Source organism: Bacillus sp. 1NLA3E (assembly GCF_000242895.2).
Lineage (GTDB): Bacteria > Bacillota > Bacilli > Bacillales > Cytobacillaceae > Bacillus_BU.
In genome coordinates this window covers 1,980,248-1,996,031 of sequence record NC_021171.1, presented here as the reverse complement: position 1 = coordinate 1,996,031, position 15,784 = coordinate 1,980,248, and the positions used below count along the sequence as shown (strand labels likewise).

General features: G+C 36.5%; 16 protein-coding genes and 2 pseudogenes. 4 read left to right on the top strand and 14 right to left on the bottom strand.

From position 1 onward, the window contains the following. Nucleotides 1-133 precede the first annotated feature (133 nt). Together B1NLA3E_RS09575 and B1NLA3E_RS09570 are read right to left on the bottom strand one after the other, a co-directional pair. The gene (locus tag B1NLA3E_RS09575) at nt 134-742 is read right to left on the bottom strand and encodes a 50S ribosomal protein L25/general stress protein Ctc (RefSeq protein WP_015593642.1); all 609 of its coding nucleotides are present in this window, start codon (nt 740-742) and stop codon (nt 134-136) included. Nucleotides 743-977: 235 nt separating this feature from the next. Further along, the gene (locus B1NLA3E_RS09570; protein ID WP_041580428.1) at nt 978-1,511 is read right to left on the bottom strand and encodes a GNAT family N-acetyltransferase; all 534 of its coding nucleotides are present in this window, start codon (nt 1,509-1,511) and stop codon (nt 978-980) included. Nucleotides 1,512-1,758: 247 nt separating this feature from the next. On the opposite strand from B1NLA3E_RS09570, the gene B1NLA3E_RS09565 reads away from it, so the two are divergent. Then, complete coding sequence (locus tag B1NLA3E_RS09565) at nt 1,759-2,238, top strand: glutathione peroxidase (protein WP_015593640.1); 480 nt, start codon at nt 1,759-1,761, stop codon at nt 2,236-2,238. Nucleotides 2,239-2,318: 80 nt separating this feature from the next. Beyond that, nucleotides 2,319-2,750, top strand: a complete 432-nt coding sequence (locus tag B1NLA3E_RS09560) for a MarR family winged helix-turn-helix transcriptional regulator (RefSeq protein ID WP_015593639.1) — start codon at nt 2,319-2,321, stop codon at nt 2,748-2,750. A gap of 97 nt (nt 2,751-2,847) precedes the next feature. Here the strand turns inward: B1NLA3E_RS09560 and B1NLA3E_RS09555 are convergent, their stop codons facing one another. From B1NLA3E_RS09555 to B1NLA3E_RS09550, 3 genes and pseudogenes are all read right to left on the bottom strand, one after another. Then, nucleotides 2,848-4,011 carry a DUF4317 domain-containing protein gene (locus B1NLA3E_RS09555; RefSeq protein ID WP_015593638.1) on the bottom strand — a complete coding sequence of 388 codons (1,164 nt, stop codon included), beginning with the start codon at nt 4,009-4,011 and terminating at the stop codon, nt 2,848-2,850. Between the two features lie 109 nt (nt 4,012-4,120). Then, a pseudogene (locus B1NLA3E_RS23845) lies at nt 4,121-4,309 on the bottom strand (universal stress protein); the annotation flags it as partial. A gap of 263 nt (nt 4,310-4,572) precedes the next feature. Beyond that, nucleotides 4,573-5,031 (bottom strand): MarR family winged helix-turn-helix transcriptional regulator, encoded by a 459-nt coding sequence (locus tag B1NLA3E_RS09550; RefSeq protein WP_041580427.1) that lies wholly within the window; start codon nt 5,029-5,031, stop codon nt 4,573-4,575. 148 nt (nt 5,032-5,179) lie between these two features. Here B1NLA3E_RS09550 and B1NLA3E_RS09545 point away from each other — a divergent pair, with 148 nt between their 5' ends. Continuing rightward, a complete protein-coding gene (locus tag B1NLA3E_RS09545) occupies nt 5,180-6,025 on the top strand; it encodes an RMD1 family protein (protein WP_015593636.1) in 846 nt (281 codons plus the stop codon). Between the two features lie 171 nt (nt 6,026-6,196). Here the strand turns inward: B1NLA3E_RS09545 and tnpB are convergent, their stop codons facing one another. The 7 genes and pseudogenes from tnpB to B1NLA3E_RS09515 form a co-directional block, all read right to left on the bottom strand. After that, nucleotides 6,197-7,372 carry an IS200/IS605 family element RNA-guided endonuclease TnpB gene (tnpB, locus tag B1NLA3E_RS09540; protein WP_015593635.1) on the bottom strand — a complete coding sequence of 392 codons (1,176 nt, stop codon included), beginning with the start codon at nt 7,370-7,372 and terminating at the stop codon, nt 6,197-6,199. 237 nt (nt 7,373-7,609) lie between these two features. After that, nucleotides 7,610-7,828 (bottom strand): helix-turn-helix domain-containing protein, encoded by a 219-nt coding sequence (locus B1NLA3E_RS09535; RefSeq protein WP_015593634.1) that lies wholly within the window; start codon nt 7,826-7,828, stop codon nt 7,610-7,612. Nucleotides 7,829-7,835: 7 nt separating this feature from the next. Further along, complete coding sequence (locus tag B1NLA3E_RS09530) at nt 7,836-8,315, bottom strand: DUF2975 domain-containing protein (RefSeq protein ID WP_015593633.1); 480 nt, start codon at nt 8,313-8,315, stop codon at nt 7,836-7,838. Nucleotides 8,316-8,333: 18 nt separating this feature from the next. Next, nucleotides 8,334-8,810 carry a DUF2975 domain-containing protein gene (locus B1NLA3E_RS09525; protein ID WP_015593632.1) on the bottom strand — a complete coding sequence of 159 codons (477 nt, stop codon included), beginning with the start codon at nt 8,808-8,810 and terminating at the stop codon, nt 8,334-8,336. 111 nt (nt 8,811-8,921) lie between these two features. Then, nucleotides 8,922-9,215 (bottom strand): annotated as a pseudogene (locus B1NLA3E_RS23840) (insertion element protein); the annotation flags it as partial. Between the two features lie 236 nt (nt 9,216-9,451). Next, complete coding sequence (locus B1NLA3E_RS09520; protein ID WP_015593631.1) at nt 9,452-10,687, bottom strand: MFS transporter; 1,236 nt, start codon at nt 10,685-10,687, stop codon at nt 9,452-9,454. Nucleotides 10,688-11,034: 347 nt separating this feature from the next. Then, entirely contained in the window at nt 11,035-12,471 is a 1,437-nt protein-coding gene (locus tag B1NLA3E_RS09515) for a glycoside hydrolase family 1 protein (protein WP_015593630.1), read from the bottom strand. 346 nt (nt 12,472-12,817) lie between these two features. On the opposite strand from B1NLA3E_RS09515, the gene B1NLA3E_RS09510 reads away from it, so the two are divergent. Then, nucleotides 12,818-13,543: a MurR/RpiR family transcriptional regulator gene (locus B1NLA3E_RS09510; RefSeq protein ID WP_015593629.1), complete on the top strand. Its 726-nt coding sequence runs from the start codon at nt 12,818-12,820 to the stop codon at nt 13,541-13,543. Between the two features lie 507 nt (nt 13,544-14,050). Here B1NLA3E_RS09510 and B1NLA3E_RS09505 read toward each other — a convergent pair. Both B1NLA3E_RS09505 and B1NLA3E_RS09500 read right to left on the bottom strand, forming a co-directional pair. Beyond that, nucleotides 14,051-15,340 (bottom strand): ammonium transporter, encoded by a 1,290-nt coding sequence (locus B1NLA3E_RS09505; RefSeq protein WP_015593628.1) that lies wholly within the window; start codon nt 15,338-15,340, stop codon nt 14,051-14,053. Then, nucleotides 15,337-15,732, bottom strand: coding sequence for a hypothetical protein (locus tag B1NLA3E_RS09500; protein WP_144061449.1), 396 nt, complete (start codon nt 15,730-15,732; stop codon nt 15,337-15,339). Before B1NLA3E_RS09500 ends, B1NLA3E_RS09505 begins: the two co-directional genes overlap by 4 nt. Nucleotides 15,733-15,784 lie beyond the last annotated feature (52 nt).

Below are 15,784 nucleotides of genomic sequence, written 5' to 3'. Positions count from 1 at the left end.
TCAACATTCTATTTTAACAGAGCCAAAAAAATAACAAATAGATGAAAAAAGAGCCAATCCATAAAGAAATTGGCTCTTGATCATTTATTTTCAAATTGATATTTTATAAAAAACCTAATCTATCAGTCCTAAATTAAACAGTAGCTTGTACTTCTTTTTCTTCATCCAGCTGTTCACTTGAAGCATTTTCTACTCTTGAAGCTATTACCGTTACAATGACATCATCGTCACTATGGTTAATCGTAATATTGCTATAGTTTTTTCTAATTTCACCTATTTTAATAGCATGGTTGATCTTAATATTAGTGATATCAACCTCAATTGACTCAGGGATTTCTTTTGGCTTAGCAATTATATTTAATTCATGCAGAGCTTGCTGGAGAACTCCTCCATTTTCAACACTTTCCGAAGAACCCGTCAACATCACATGCACTTGCGCATGTACCTCAGTTGACAAATTGATATGTAAAAAATCCGCATGAATCACTGCTCGATTTATTGGATTCAATTGATAATCTGCCAGGATGACATTCTCCTTATTTCCGTTAACATCTAATGAAATAATTCCATTTCTTCCTACGTCCTTAATGACCTTTAAGAAATCCAAATTATTTACTGCAATTGACTTACTTTCTTCATGCCGTCCATAAACGACTGCCGGGATATTCCCCTTCTCTCTTAAGTGATGTAATGCTGACTTCCTTAAATCTGTCCGTTCCTTTGCAATTAACACATTGTTCATTGCAGTTCACCTTCCTGATACATTAGAATTTTAGACATAAGTATAAAATTTCTCTGTTATATAGGAATGTCTAAGCGTAAAAATTTCTTTTTACTTATCTAGTATAGAAACAGATTTTCAACTTTAGCAAACATTTAGACTTCCTCATTAAATATTGTTAGTTAAAAAGATAGAGTTGTCCAAAGGCAATGGAAAAGGTATGATGTTTGGACGATTTACGGAAAGAGCACATTTTTTAACCATTAATCCTTATTTTCCAAATCATATGATTATAGCCTTCGCCCCAATAACTCTTTAACAAATAATCTGGTTCTCCAAATTTCTTCTTCCAGATTTTCTGTGCATTTGTATATCCACTATCTAAACAAAATTCTTCTATACCCCTATTCTTTAGGGTAAGATACATCTCATTCAAAAGTAAATTCCCTACCCCTTGTCCTTGATATTCGGGAAGAACAAATACGGTTCCTACCTCGTTAAGGCCCTCAAACGCTCCATCTGTGCAACGAATAATCAGATCACTAACAGGGCCATATTCGATTGAACCGATTATTTTATCATCATCTAAAGCTATCAAAAAATACCGATTCTCCCCATTGCTATCGAGATCACTTTGCAAGTATTTTTTCTTTGTTTCAATTTCATTTTCAATATCATCGGTTCGTTCCGCTATACCTTCTTTAGCGTACGTGTCTGAAATTACAATCCTAAAAAATTGATTCAACTTCTCATTGTCTTCACTTGGTCTTCTTATATCAACACAATGCACTACGAACCCCACCTTGGTTTACGTTTTGCTGCCTTTTAATTATCTTTTTAACACAAACTTTGAAGAATGTGTATTAGTTTTTCTTCGTTATCCTACTCTTTTCTTTTCATTTATACTTGTCTGAGTTCTGATTAGCCTGGTTTTCATTGGCCTCCTCTTAAGAAAAACTTGTAACATCCATATAAATCGTGTAAGATTAAATCGTACGAGATTTATTTACATTACATTTTTTAGGAGGATACCAACAATGACAACAATCTATGATTTTACTGTGAAAATGACAAATGGTGACCAGAAATCACTTAAAGAATACGAAGGCAAGCCATTACTTATTGTCAATACAGCAAGTAAATGTGGTTTAACCCCCCAATTTAAAGGACTTCAGGAATTATATAATACGTACAAAGAACGTGGTTTCGAGATTCTAGGTTTTCCATGCGATCAATTTAACAATCAAGAATTTGAGAATATTGAAGAAACAACTGAGTTTTGCCAATTGAACTATGGGGTAACCTTCCCGATCTTTGCAAAAATTGATGTGAATGGTGAAAACGCAGATCCTTTATTCACCTTTTTAAAAGAGCAGAAAAAAGGCCTTCTTTCAAAAAATATTAAATGGAATTTCACGAAATTTCTAGTTGATAGTGAAGGTCGTGTTGTAGAACGCTATGCGCCCACCACTGTACCAAGTAAGATTGAGGAAGATTTATTAAAATTGTTTTCGTAAGGATTTATGAAGATCAGGGGTTAGCTTGCGAATGATAATGGTTAACGCTCTGCAAGGTTTATTTTAGGAAAGGAGAAGTTATGGAAAACTTTATGTTGTTAAAAAACCAACTATGTTTTGCGATTTATGAAACATCGAGTGAGTTCACTAAATTATATACGAATGTCCTCCGCCCGTTCGGTTTAACCTATCCTCAATACCTTGTCTTACTAGCGCTTTGGGAGAAGGATGGAGTATCGGCTAAGCAACTCGGAAAAACGCTGAATTTAGGTACAGGAACGTTGACACCGATGATCGCCCGGATGGAAGCAAACGGCTGGCTGCGAAAAGAAAGGTCAAAAGAGGATGAGCGTGTGGTTAATATTTACCTACAAATGAAGGCACAGGAAGCAAAACAGACGATCATCCAAAAGGTTGGCGAAGAGATCCAAACTTGTAAGATTGAAATTGAGGAATATGAACAACTATTGAAGCAATTGAATCAATTGAAAGTTAAGTTGAGGGAACGGTAATGATTTTCCATGTGAAAAACTCCTACTGTAGAAGAAAGCTTAACAGGATCTTTCTTCTGCATTAGGAGTTTTTAGTATTTGTAAAATATTTTAGCCTTTATAGTGTTTCGGTTTCTAGTCGGAATCCTTCCAAAACCACGTCCTCATCGATTTCAAGCAATAGACATCGTTTTCCCTGATACATAATATATTTTACTTTGTTTAGTTCCTTCGGGTTGATCGATACATCTGCTACGCTCGTATTGATTTTAATCTTTTTTGGAATTAGACTACTTGCTTTAAATTCATGTTTTTCATCATCTACGACCGCTTTAAAGGCATGTTCCACTTTGGCGGTGTCAACATTTTCGACCCCGCTTACCGTTAAGATGCGTTCAACGTCTTTATAATCTAACTTAGGAGGTTCGCTTTCTTCTTGTTCTTTATTGTCTTGTACCATCTTATCGATTTCCTCATAAACATTGGAAATGACTTTAGTATCCACTTCGTCTCCCATCACATTGATTAGGATTTGTTCGAAGCAGCCTTTATTTTCCATCGCGGTTATTATGCCTTCACAATTAAGAACGTCAAAGACAAATGTTTCATCCGGTTCATTGACTTTTCCAGCACAATAAAGAATATGGTTTACATCTGCAGCATTGTCGGTAATAGCAGGGAACAAAAAGCCTGACAAAGGCTGGGCTAAGTTAATGATTGGATCAAAGGCGTTATTAGGTTTGAATTCTTTCTCGATATAATCAAACAGCAAGGCCTTTTTCGGTTGGTCCGTTTTGTTTTGACTGCAAAGGATAAACTCATTGGAATAAACTGCATCATCCCCGCCTTCTTCAGATTCGGAGTTTCGTTTGCTCGTCGGTTTTCGAAGTTCTCCACGAATAAACGTAACCATTGTATCGAATTCATAAACAGTATGAGCATACATCTTCTCAACAATTTGAAGCATATTTTCAATCCAAGCCTCGGTTGTATCGAGATGTAGCCCTTCGTAAAGAATGGTTTGTGCGCTTTCATTAATATCCCGTTGAAATCTCAGCTCGAACAGTTTGGTATCAAGCTCACCTGTTAATACCTTTTTAAAATTTGTCAAAAATAATTCTTGTGACTCTTGTTCTAACATTTGAAATGGTTGACAAATATGATGGTAAATCTCACCAGATTCTTTCTTAACATAAACATTAAAGATTTCTCTAATTTTCATAATATGATCATTATCTAACTTAAATTGCTTCCGAATATTAGCGATGTCTTTTTTATTCATTCGACTCAACTCCCATCCCTGATTATACTGTTCAGAATGAAAAATAGTAATACTTGATATTTTTTCAATTTTGATAGCAGGAAGATTCAAAGTTTCTTCGATAAGAATACTAAAGTTTAATAGAATGTAAAACAGGTCTACGGATCACTAAAACATCACATTTAGCTGACCGAACAATGGCTTCAGATACGGAACCAGTCAAGAAACGTTCAACAGCATTCAGCCCCGTAGCACCGCACATTATTAAATCTGACCCCGTTGAGTCAGCAATCTCTCCAGTGATGATTGTCTTTGGAGACTGGGCGCTATAGCGCCTGTGGGGTCTCACCTGTCCCGCTGCTCCCGCAGGAGTCTCGCACCTTCCGCTACAATCAACTTCTTTATCAACGGTTTTCATTTCACAAAAACAATTTAAAAAACAACAATCTTTTTAGAAAGGTACCTTTACTTAAAAATGAATTGTCTATGAAATCAATTCGACCAAGTTGACTACTTTTTTGTATAGAAAAACCCCCGCTTCGTTAACTTGATTAACAAAACAGGGGTTTTCAATAATAGTGATTAATCTAATTTTTCCCAATCTAACTTTAGCAGATCTTTGAGGATATTTACTTCCTCTACACCTATTTTTTTTGCAATTTTTTTCTCAAGCTGCGCTTTTAGGGCCTCATTTTTTTTGTAGCATTCTTCTCCTAAAGCTGTTAACTGAATACATTTTTCTTTCTTGTTGTTTTCTGCATTTTTGATTTCGACTAAGCCTTTCTCAGAAAGCTTTTGGATAAACTTATGTATTGCCTGACGAGAAATTTCTACATTTTTTGTAACATACGAAATGCTCGGCTGTCTTTTATATATTCTTGCCATGATATACCATTCAGAATTAGAAATATATATATCGCTTTGATCGTTCCATGCTTTCTCTGAGATTTTTCGGACCAAACTGTGACGCTCACTTAATAGGTCTATCAGATCTAAATTTTGTAATTCAGAGTTTGAAATCAAAGAAACCACTCCAATCATAATCTTCGTCACTTACTATACAAAAACCACTATTGGATGTCAACTTGGTTAACAATATAATACACTTAGCATAAGTGAACCAGAGGAACCGTACTAGGAACTCACAAGAAATGGTAAAATAGATATATAAAAGTTGTCATCGGAAAGAGTGATTATATTGGAAGCTATTTCTTTTAAGGCGTTTGCGCTCACGAATGAAATTGATTTGAACAAGATTGCAATTTATTGCGGAATACCAAAAAAGTTCACCTGGGAACAGCCCTTGATCCTAAAGGGGCCTATTCTTCAATCTATTCTTAAACAGAATGTGGACGAGCTACAAATGGTGCTTGTTTTTTCGTTCGGAAGCATTGTCTTTATTAATCTCACGGACAACGATACAATTTCTGGTTTTTTTAACTATATCCGAGGATTCGAGCCCGAAATTGATATTAAAAATACTAACAGATATTCGGACGATTACAGTCTTCATATCAGTGATAAACAAATAATTGAGTTAACTGATGAATATGTGATTGTACCAGAATTTGAAGATTTTTACCCTGAAATCATTTCCACTGTGCTCGCCAAATCGGTGGCGCTCGAGAAGACAGAGGAGCACTTTGGTGGTATTTTAGACAAGCTTGAAACGATGATTGACAGGCTTGAGAAAGGTAAAATGAGGATTGGAAACAAAGAATTAGCTAGAACAACGGCGAAAATTGCCCGGCATCAGTATAATACACTCGCTTATATTATGATTCTTGATAAGCCTGATATCACTTGGACAAGCAACGATGCCAGCGAATTCCATGATAAAATGCTTGAATTTTTTGAGCTAAATGATCGGTATACGATTTTAAAAAGCAAAACGGAAATTTTGTATAACATTATGGATGGTTTTTCCACTATTAGTCATTCAATTAGGGGACTATTTGTAGATTGGATTATCGTGATTCTGATTGTTGTGGAGATTGCCCTGACTATTTTCCAAATAGCTGGATGGCTTCCATGACGGGTTACCTTTTAAGGTGCAAACATTGCTAATCACATCATATTTTTTTTCACTAATATCAATGGAATTCTCTGAGTAAATAACATCATTGAACTACCCCTCCTTAACACCCTTACGGGTTGTTTGAAGAAGTGGATTCCTAAGAACACTAGTGTATCCACCAGTTATTGATTAGGCGATCCCCGCAGTCCCTGCGGTTAGAAGTCTTAGGGCTTCATTTTTAAGATTGATTCCTGCGTTAATATCTCGATTATGATAGGTATGACATTTAGGGCATTCCCATTCACGTAATCCGAGATTTTTAACGTCTTTGTTTTTGTAGCCACAACTAGAACAAAGCTGACTACTAGCGAAGTTTTTTGAAACGGTTACCACTTGTCTGCTGCTCCATTTAGCTTTGTATTCGATCATACATTTGAATTGTGACCAAGATACTTCGCTGATTGCTTTAGCAAGATGGTGGTTCTTTAACATGTTCGATACGGACAAGTCTTCCATCCCAATAATGTCGTGGTTTTTGACAATCTTGGAAGAAATTTTGTCCAAATAATCTTTTCTTGCATTTACAATTTTTTCATGAATGCATGCGACTTTTCTTTTGGCTTTATACCAGTTCGCACCACCTATCGTTCTTCTGCTCATAACTTTTTGAGCATGAACTAATTTTTTTTCTAATGAACGAAAAAACTTCGGATTAGGGTAAATAGTTCCATCCGAAAGAATAGCGAAATCTTTCAGTCCTACATCAATACCAATTGCTGAATTGGTTTTAGGCAATACTTTTACTTCCGATTCAGTGGCTAAAGAAACATAATATTTACCAGAGGGGTTTCTTCTGATCGTGGCACTTATAATACGACCTTCGACTTCACGACTTTTTGCAAAACGGACGTACCCTAGTTTGGGGAGTTTGATGTGGTTGTCTATGACAGCTATATTTCCGTTTGTATATTTTGTTGTATACGATTGCACTGGATTCTTCTTTGACTTAAAGCGAGGTTGTTTATTTTGCTTTTTGTAGTAGCGATCATAGGAATCAGCTAAATTTTCTACTGATTTTTGTAAAGCAATACTATCGACTTCTTTCAAAAAAGAGTACTGTTTCTTCAGTTCAGGTAGCGATTTAACAGTTTCAAATTTGTTTAAGAATTTGCCTTTCCAGTTATTCGCTATGAGCTGACCGTTTTGTCTCATTTCTTCGACGATATACCAGTAAGCATCTTTTTCTTTTTGTTTACCAAGAAAGAAATTGAAAACAAATCTTGAACAGCCAATGGTTTTGTTAATCTGTTCAATTTGTTTTTTATTTGGGTAGATGCGGAACTTGTAAGCCTTGTTTACTAGCATATATTTCACCTCGCCATACAGGAACATTTGTTCCTATTATAACACAAGGAAGAAAGTTTTGGCTATCGCCAACCGACATTCATCCCCCCTCCCTACTCATTGGGCTTCGCCCTTCACATTCCTTGAGGGAGGGGTATTCTGTCGGAAGGATGATAAACGCATAGAAGGGATAGCTTAATGGCTATCCCTTAAATTCTCTATCGACTCCCGTTAGTTAAATAAATTTGTTGTCTGTTTTTATTGAGTGTCCTCATCGCTTTTGTACTCTAAAATATCACCCGGCTGACAATCCAAAGTCTTACATATCGCTTCTAATGTTGAAAAACGAACCGCTTTTGCTTTCTCATTTTTCAGAATGGAAAGATTCGCCATAGTAATTCCAACCCTCTCAGAAAGCTCCGTTACGCTCATTTTTCGTTTTGCTAACATCACATCAATATTAATAATAATTGCCATATACACCTCAGACAGTCAAATCATTTTCTGATTTTATGTTAATCGCTTCTTGTAGAAGCCGTTGGAGGATGGCAGCAAAAACGGCGATAACCAACGAAGCAAAAATGATGATGAGTCCCATTAATCCAATAGGAGGGTCAACTTTCTTCGCTATAAAACGAAAGAGTGGCAAACCTAATACATACAAACCACTGATTGTAATCGCACAGCATTTTATGTTCTTTAACGCCTTTACAGATAATTCCGAGAACGCTGTGTTCTCGTCAATGTACCGTAAAAGGTTCAAAGCCTGATAGAGAGCAAAGTAAAAAGGCACAGCCGCTCCATACATCACGATGAAAACGAGATATTTCATTGGGGCAATATTTGGATACAATTTTGCTGCGAAATTCGCCATATGGGGCACTAAAAATATACATAAAGCAAGAACCGGTAGTCCTATAATAAAAACAGCTATTTTTAAAAACAATGTTGTGACTTCTCTCAAAATAAACACCTCACATTTTTATTTCATTTTTTCTAGGAAATTTTTAATTGGTTTTTGAAGAACACTTACAAAAGTTGCAACGGTACTTGTCACTAAAATACCCATTAGACTTAGTGATATAGGACCTGCTGCGTCTTCTCCTGTGATTTTAGCAAGCACCATTAAGCTTACTATTCCTAACAGAATGAGGAAAATGACTGTAAAAGCACATTTTTTTATAACCTTCAAAGATTGAAGGGATAATTCAGAGAAAGCATTGTTCTTTTCGATGTAGGTTAATAGTTTATATGCTTGATACAACGCAACAGAAAACGCAATACAGAATCCGTATGCACATACTAAAAAGGGGATTAGGAAGTAAGCCGTGTCTGGATGTACCTTTGCATCCTTAATGGCTATCTCAGGCAACCAATAGATACATAAAGCAAGCATCGCAATTCCAATCAGAAAAATAATTACCTTTAAGAAAGTGGTTGAACCTCGTTTACCATTCATTTAAAACACCTCACTTATTTAATGACAACATGATTTTAGCACATTATTTATCGTTTTTCAATAAATTAATGTTGTTTTTTATTATATTATTATTGTTATGGAATATCCTTTTTATTTAAAGTCCTTAAAGTAAATAATATCGTTTAAATCAAATTCTTTATCAGTGATACCTAATCGTTGTGCGGGTGTTAACTTTTTGCTACCCATTTTCATTGGTCGGCAGAAGTTATAATATGTTCTCAAAATAGTTACCATATACTGAGCATATTTAGGCTTGAAATTAGCATAGATGTAACTCTTTTTATCCCCACGAGCTGTTGTTAAAGGCTGTTCTAGCAGCGAAATTCTCCTCCTGACAAGTTAAATAAAGCTGTTTGTTGAATGGTCATTTACATTTAGAAGCATCCAGTTTGCTCTGAAATTTCCCAGTTTTTGGCGTTTAGGCTTTTTGGCTCCATATATCAACAAAAAAAGACATACGAAATCATTTACGATTTCATATGTCTTTTCAAGTGATTTTTTATTGTTTGTACTCCAAAAGTGAACCACTTATATTGACTAGTTCCTAATTTTTATTAGCCAAAGCATTCAATTCACCTGTGCAGTCTACCTAGTTTACCTTGGAGTCAATATGGTCAAAATTATGCTACTTTTCCTATTCCTGCTTTCCTGTCTTTTTCCTTTTGGCTGGTTTCTGGGAAAGTAGCCACTAAGAAGATGTACAAACTTGATACGGCAATAAAGAAAATCATTGCTTTTCCATATCCCGAAGATCCTAAAATATAGCTCCAAACAATGGTAGCAATGGTTTGACCCGCATACGCTAAGGCCCAGAATAAACCGAACATAATCGTCAATCTTTGTGGAGTCATCCCTTTTAACTCATGAGGGAGATTCAAAAAGATAGGATACTGAATAAACATGGCGAATCCCGAAATAGAAATTAAAGTATATGAAAGAAGCGGGATAGTATTGGCAAAGACCAACGCCAGTGCAAAGGCTCCAACCATAACAATACCTGAAAGCACAAGGATGGGCTTTCTTTTAACTCCTTTATTCCCAATTCGAATCCCGAAAAAGGTTCCCAAAATTCCGAAACCAGAAATAAGTAGGTTGGTGACAGAACCATTTAATAACGTATATTGGTCAAAAATTGCTTTAAAACTCACAAGCGATAATACATATAAAGTTAAGAAAGATGCGAATGCCAAGCCATAACGCCATAGAAATGGATCCTTAAGAGCATCTTTATATCCATACGCCTCAGCTTGTCCACTATTGCTTACTTTGGTTTCAAAGTTTTCTGCTTTCCATAGCCAAGCCACAAAAAACAAGATTGTTAATGAGGCAAAAAATGTTAAAGTTAACCGCCAGTTTTCAACCATGTGCTTAGAAAATAGCGTAAACATAACGGCAACGATAAATGCTCCAACATTATAGGACACCGTATTAGCAGCATTAATGCGCAACTTTTCTTTTGAGTTTGTGATATAATGAGCAACTATAGGGTTCATATAGACAATAACCATCGATCCCCCCACGGCCATTACCATCCGTGCAGCTGTGTATGCCCAATAATTAGGAAGGTAAATGGCGACAAGCCCCATTGTTAAAAGCCCAATCGCTGTACCCGCAGCTTTTTTTGGACCCAATTTCATTAGGACCAACGCTGCTAAAATATTGGCAAAAACACGAGCTGTCGTAATTGAATAGTTTACCAGTTGAGAAATAACTGGATTTACCGGGCCACCAAAAAATGTTTGTGTTATTTGTGGTGTCAAAGAGGAGCCTGCAACCCAGTTCATTGCAAATGTCACATAGGCTAGCCACAAAACCGCCATCATAAAATACCCATTTTTTCTACTGTTTGTTTCCATTATGCCACCTCTATCATGGTAAATTTATTTTAAGATTAAATGATGAAATCTTAATAGGTATGATGTTTAATTCTCATCTGTGAAACAATTCACATATGCACTTAACGTAAGTTAGTATACCACCAGGATTAGAAATTTCTCACTTAGATTTGTGGACAAAATATGGATTTTATGACAGCGTTTTCGATTAATGGCAATTTCATTGCTCGATTAGCTATGGTGCCCGCTGAAAGGACGCCTGGGCGGAAATCAACATGCACGTCTAACACAGCCAAAAGAAAAAAGCAAACCCATTAAATGGTTTGCCTTTACGAATGATTGGCTTGATTCTTCCTCTTTTGAACGGATTATAGCTTCTCCCCATTTGTAGCGATGACATCCTTGTACCAATAGAACGATTGTTTCTTTTTACGATCAAGCGTTCCAGTCTCGTCATCCTGTTTGTCTACATAAATGAATCCATAACGCTTCGACATTTCACCCGTGGAATTACTTACTAAGTCAATGCAGCCCCATGATGTATAACCCATTAAGTCAACACCATCTTCTATTGCCTCTCCCATTGCTTTTATGTGCTCTCGTAAATAATCAATTCGATAATCATCATGGATGGAACCATCTTCTTCCACTTTATCGTAGGCACCTAGTCCATTTTCAACAACAAATAATGGTTTTTGATAGCGGTCGTATAATTGATTTAGTGAAATGCGAAGTCCGACAGGATCAATTTCCCAACCCCAATCACTTGCTGAAAGGAATGGATTTTTCACGCCACCCACAATATTCCCCTCACTTGCTACTTCATTTGTTTTTATTTTTTTCTCAGTTCGGGACATATAGTAGCTGAAACCAATATAATCGACCGTACCTTCTTTCATAATATCAAGGTCGCCTTCGGAAATCTCAAGTTGAATCTGATGTTCTTTAAAATAACGATGAATAAATGCTGGATATTCGCCTCGTGCCTGTACATCTCCACAAAAATAGTTCATTAATCGTTCTTCCTCTAATGCAAACATGACATTATCTGGGTTGCAATCATAAGAGTAAGTTGGCACATATAAAATCATTGCCCCAATTTTTGAGCCAGGAATAATTTCATGTCCAGCTTTCACTGCAAGTGCACTTGCAATAAATTGGTGGTGGTAGGCTTGGAAGGTTGCTTGATAGTTGTCCTCTTCCTTTTGAATCTTGAATCCTAGTCCATATATCGGCATAATCAGTCCACTGTTGATTTCATTAAAGGTCATCCAATTGGTTACTTTATTTTTATAACGATTAAACACAACCTTCGCATATCGTTCAAAAAACGTTATAAGCTTACGATTTCTCCAACCACCATATTCCTTTACAAGATGCAATGGCATTTCATAGTGAGAAATCGTCACCACTGGTTGAATTCCGTATTTGTGCAATTCGTCAAACACTCGGTCATAAAAAGCTAGTCCTTCTTCATTTGGCTCGAGTTCATCCCCATTAGGAAAAACACGTGACCAGGCGATTGACATTCGGTATACTTTAAAACCCATTTCCGCAAACAGGGCAATGTCTTCCTTATAGCGATGATAAAAATCGATTCCTTCTTGATTGGGGTAACTAAATTTCTCTCTATTTAATTCCAATTTAAAGTTTGGATCTGAAATAAGACTATGACGGATTTTACCACCTGGTAAAACATCTGGAACAGTTAAGCCTTTACCGCCTTCTTGATATGCACCTTCTAATTGGTTCGCAGCCGTAGCTCCTCCCCATAAAAAGCCTTCAGGGAATTGATATTTTTTCATAAGATTACCTCCTGATCTTTTTGGTAGTTGTCTTTAGAATTTACTTGTGGGTTCATTTGAATTCTTTTCTTGATAAGGAAATGACCATAAAGGAATCATAACGGAGGATAGTACGATAGTAAATCATTGTCGACCATCTTGTTTTTAATCACAATAGAAGTCATTTGTTTCATCAATGTAACACTGTGTAACTTTCTGATTTGTTATGCTAAAATCATATTATGAAGAATTATTTTTTGGCTGTGTTTATTTAGAAAGTTGATTTCCGCTCCAATCAACTTTGTGCAAAAAATCAACAATGAGCATAAACACTGCCTATTTTTTAAAGAAGGAGAAATCACCATTCATGTTTTCAAACGACGCAATTGCTTCTTTCAATGAGTTAGAAACTTCAATATACAACTATATTTCTCAAAATCTCGAAAAAGTTGCTTATATGCGTATTCGTGAACTAGCAGATGAAACCCATGTATCCTCCGCGACGATTTTACGTTTTTGTAGGAAACTAAATTGCGAGGGATTCTCCGAGTTTAAAGTAAAACTTAAAATGTATTTAGAAAAAAACAAAAGAACAGTAATTAGAAATTCTCACCATTCGATTGTAGAGTTTTTTGAGCGGACGTTAAAAGGGAATTTAGAAGAAAAAATTAAGGAAGCCGCCTGCCTAGTTCATAGCGCAGACCATGTTATTTTTATCGGGATTGGTAGCTCCGGTATTCTAGCGGAATATGGTGCTCGATATTTTTCAAGTTTAGGGAAATTTTCATTATATATTAAAGACCCACACTTTCCGATTCATTCAAAACTCCGCCATAACAGTGTAACAATTGCCTTGTCTGTCTCTGGAGAAAATAATTTTACCGTCTCTCACCTTCATCAACTTAAACAAGAAGGAAGTAAAATCATTAGTATCACTAGCAATAAACTATCGACGATTGCAAAAATCTCTGATTTAAATATTCCATACTATGTAACGGAGGAATTTATTGAAGAAACCAATATTACCACACAAGTGCCTGTTGTTTATATTTTGGAAACTTTGGCTCGTGAAATATATAAACTTCATCAATAATTGCGATCGTAAAAGAAATTGCACCTGAATAAAAACTGATTAATACAAGTACAGAAAAACGCCAAGAGAAAGAAATAGCTTTGATCGGTTCTATTTTCAATGGTAATGATTGCAAAACTCGTGCAAAAACAACAATCTTTTAGAAAACAGCCTTTTGAATAGAGCCTTTTTATTAAATTATTCAAGATAAGACCCCTATTTTTAATTTAGGTCATCTGATTTTTGGATATATGCTCGACTTTCGGGGTTTTATGCTCGACTTTCGGGGTGATATGCTCGACCTTAGATATGTTATGCTCGCCGTTACCGGGTTATGCTCGACTTTGCGGAGTTGTGCTCGATTTCGCGGAGTTATGCTCGACTTTTTCTTTGGCTGTATCAAAGCTCAATGTCGATTTTTTGCACAATGTTGATTGGAGTGGAAATCAACATTCTAGTTTAACAAACAGAGCCTTTCCTTTAAGAAAAGTGTCTATAAAAAAAAAGCAAACCCAATCAGGTTTGCCTTTAAGTATGATCATCATCATGATGATCTTCAATATTTAACAATGGTCCTTTTATGTCAATAAATTCCGTTGAGGAATGAGTAGCCATGATTCCATGGTAACTAATATCCAATCCAACTTCCTCTTGGTCCTCAGTAGAACGGATTGGCACCCAAATGTTAATGATTTTAAAACTAATCCAAGTCATGGAAAAACCCCATGCACATAATGCGATTAAGCCAATTACTTGTACCATTAATAAATGCCAGCTACCTTCAGTAAACAGGCCGCCCTCCGTTGCGAAAAGTCCTACAGCGATTGTGCCCCAAACTCCGGAAACTGCGTGAACTGGGAATGCCCCAACGGGATCATCAATTCTCCTTGCCTCTAACCAGTTTGTTGCAGCCATCATAAGTATACCTGCGATAGCCCCTATTAATATAGAAGCGATATCACTTACAAATGCGCAACCAGCTGTAATGGCAACAAGCCCAGCCAGAGAGCCATTTATAACAGATGGGGCATCCGAACGACCGTAACGAAATAAAGTGAAAAACATGGTAGCAGCTCCACCTGATGCTGCTGAAAGCATCGTTACGATCGCAATATGTCCAATCCTAACATCCGTTGCGGCTAGTGTACTTCCAGCATTAAAACCGAACCAACCAAACCATAATAAAAATGCGCCCACGGATGCCAAAGGCAGATTACTTGGTAAAGCAATTGAACTCGTTCCCAAGGAAGAAAATTTTCCTTTCCTTGGACCGATAAGTATAGCAGCGGCTAATGCAGCAAATCCACCCAACGCATGAATGACTGCTGATCCTGCAAAATCCTCCATACCTAAATCACTTAACCAACCACCACCCCATACCCAATGTCCAGCAATTGGATAAATAACTGAGGTCATTAACACGGCAAAAAGAAGATACGCACGAAAATTAATTCTTTCCGCTACTGCCCCAGAAACGATGGAAATAACGGCAATAACAAAGGCACACTGGAAAAGCCAGTAGGTGTCTAATGAAATGGTGAGGTCTATATGAGATAGATCTCCATTCAAAAAGAAACCACTTGCACCGAATAATCCTAGTCGATCAGAACCATACATAAGACCAAAGCCTAATATAAAATAGCAAAGTGTTCCAATGGTAATGTCAGCAAACACCTTCATGATTATATTCACGCTATTTTTCGCGCGAACAAATCCGGCCTCCAAAAGGGCAAATCCACCCTCCATTAATAAAATCATAGCAGCTGTTAATACGACCCAAATTGTATCCATTCCGGATTGCAAAGTCTCTATACTCACTTTTGGCGAACCTCCGCTTCTTTCCAAGCTTTGATTTCCTCAATCAAAAGCCCAGAGAGAAATATTTCTTCTTTGCTGGGCTCTGAATGGACTAAAGAAATTAGTTTATCCAAAACCGCAATATTTTGTTTGATTTTTTCAATACTATTAAATCTTTCTCGAACATAGACCATATATTCGACAGCTTGATGGTGACTTGGGGCGCGACTAGTAAATAATTTTTTTATTGGAGATAAAGACTGGTACATGGCGTCTTCCGATCTCCTTTTTTTCTCGTATTTATCAATTTTCCCCTTAATCATTCTAATTTCTGCTTCTTTATCGCTTTTGATGCTGTTTAAAGCTTCAATTATGTCTTCCGAATTCATCTGAAAAATATTTACTTCATTCACTTCATCGATTATCCTCATGTCAACTCTCCTAACATAACCGTGTGACTTCTTC

What these genes read in the sequence shown, in the direction of transcription:
- B1NLA3E_RS09575 (WP_015593642.1), bottom strand. Translation starts at nt 742, where the DNA reads ATGAACAATGTGTTAATTGCAAAGGAACGGACAGATTTAAGGAAGTCA.
- B1NLA3E_RS09565 (WP_015593640.1), top strand. Translation starts at nt 1,759, where the DNA reads ATGACAACAATCTATGATTTTACTGTGAAAATGACAAATGGTGACCAG.
- B1NLA3E_RS09560 (WP_015593639.1), top strand. Translation starts at nt 2,319, where the DNA reads ATGGAAAACTTTATGTTGTTAAAAAACCAACTATGTTTTGCGATTTAT.
- B1NLA3E_RS09555 (WP_015593638.1), bottom strand. Translation starts at nt 4,011, where the DNA reads ATGAATAAAAAAGACATCGCTAATATTCGGAAGCAATTTAAGTTAGAT.
- B1NLA3E_RS09550 (WP_041580427.1), bottom strand. Translation starts at nt 5,031, where the DNA reads ATGATTGGAGTGGTTTCTTTGATTTCAAACTCTGAATTACAAAATTTA.
- tnpB (WP_015593635.1), bottom strand. Translation starts at nt 7,372, where the DNA reads ATGCTAGTAAACAAGGCTTACAAGTTCCGCATCTACCCAAATAAAAAA.
- B1NLA3E_RS09535 (WP_015593634.1), bottom strand. Translation starts at nt 7,828, where the DNA reads ATGGCAATTATTATTAATATTGATGTGATGTTAGCAAAACGAAAAATG.
- B1NLA3E_RS09525 (WP_015593632.1), bottom strand. Translation starts at nt 8,810, where the DNA reads ATGAATGGTAAACGAGGTTCAACCACTTTCTTAAAGGTAATTATTTTT.
- B1NLA3E_RS09520 (WP_015593631.1), bottom strand. Translation starts at nt 10,687, where the DNA reads ATGGAAACAAACAGTAGAAAAAATGGGTATTTTATGATGGCGGTTTTG.
- B1NLA3E_RS09515 (WP_015593630.1), bottom strand. Translation starts at nt 12,471, where the DNA reads ATGAAAAAATATCAATTCCCTGAAGGCTTTTTATGGGGAGGAGCTACG.
- B1NLA3E_RS09510 (WP_015593629.1), top strand. Translation starts at nt 12,818, where the DNA reads ATGTTTTCAAACGACGCAATTGCTTCTTTCAATGAGTTAGAAACTTCA.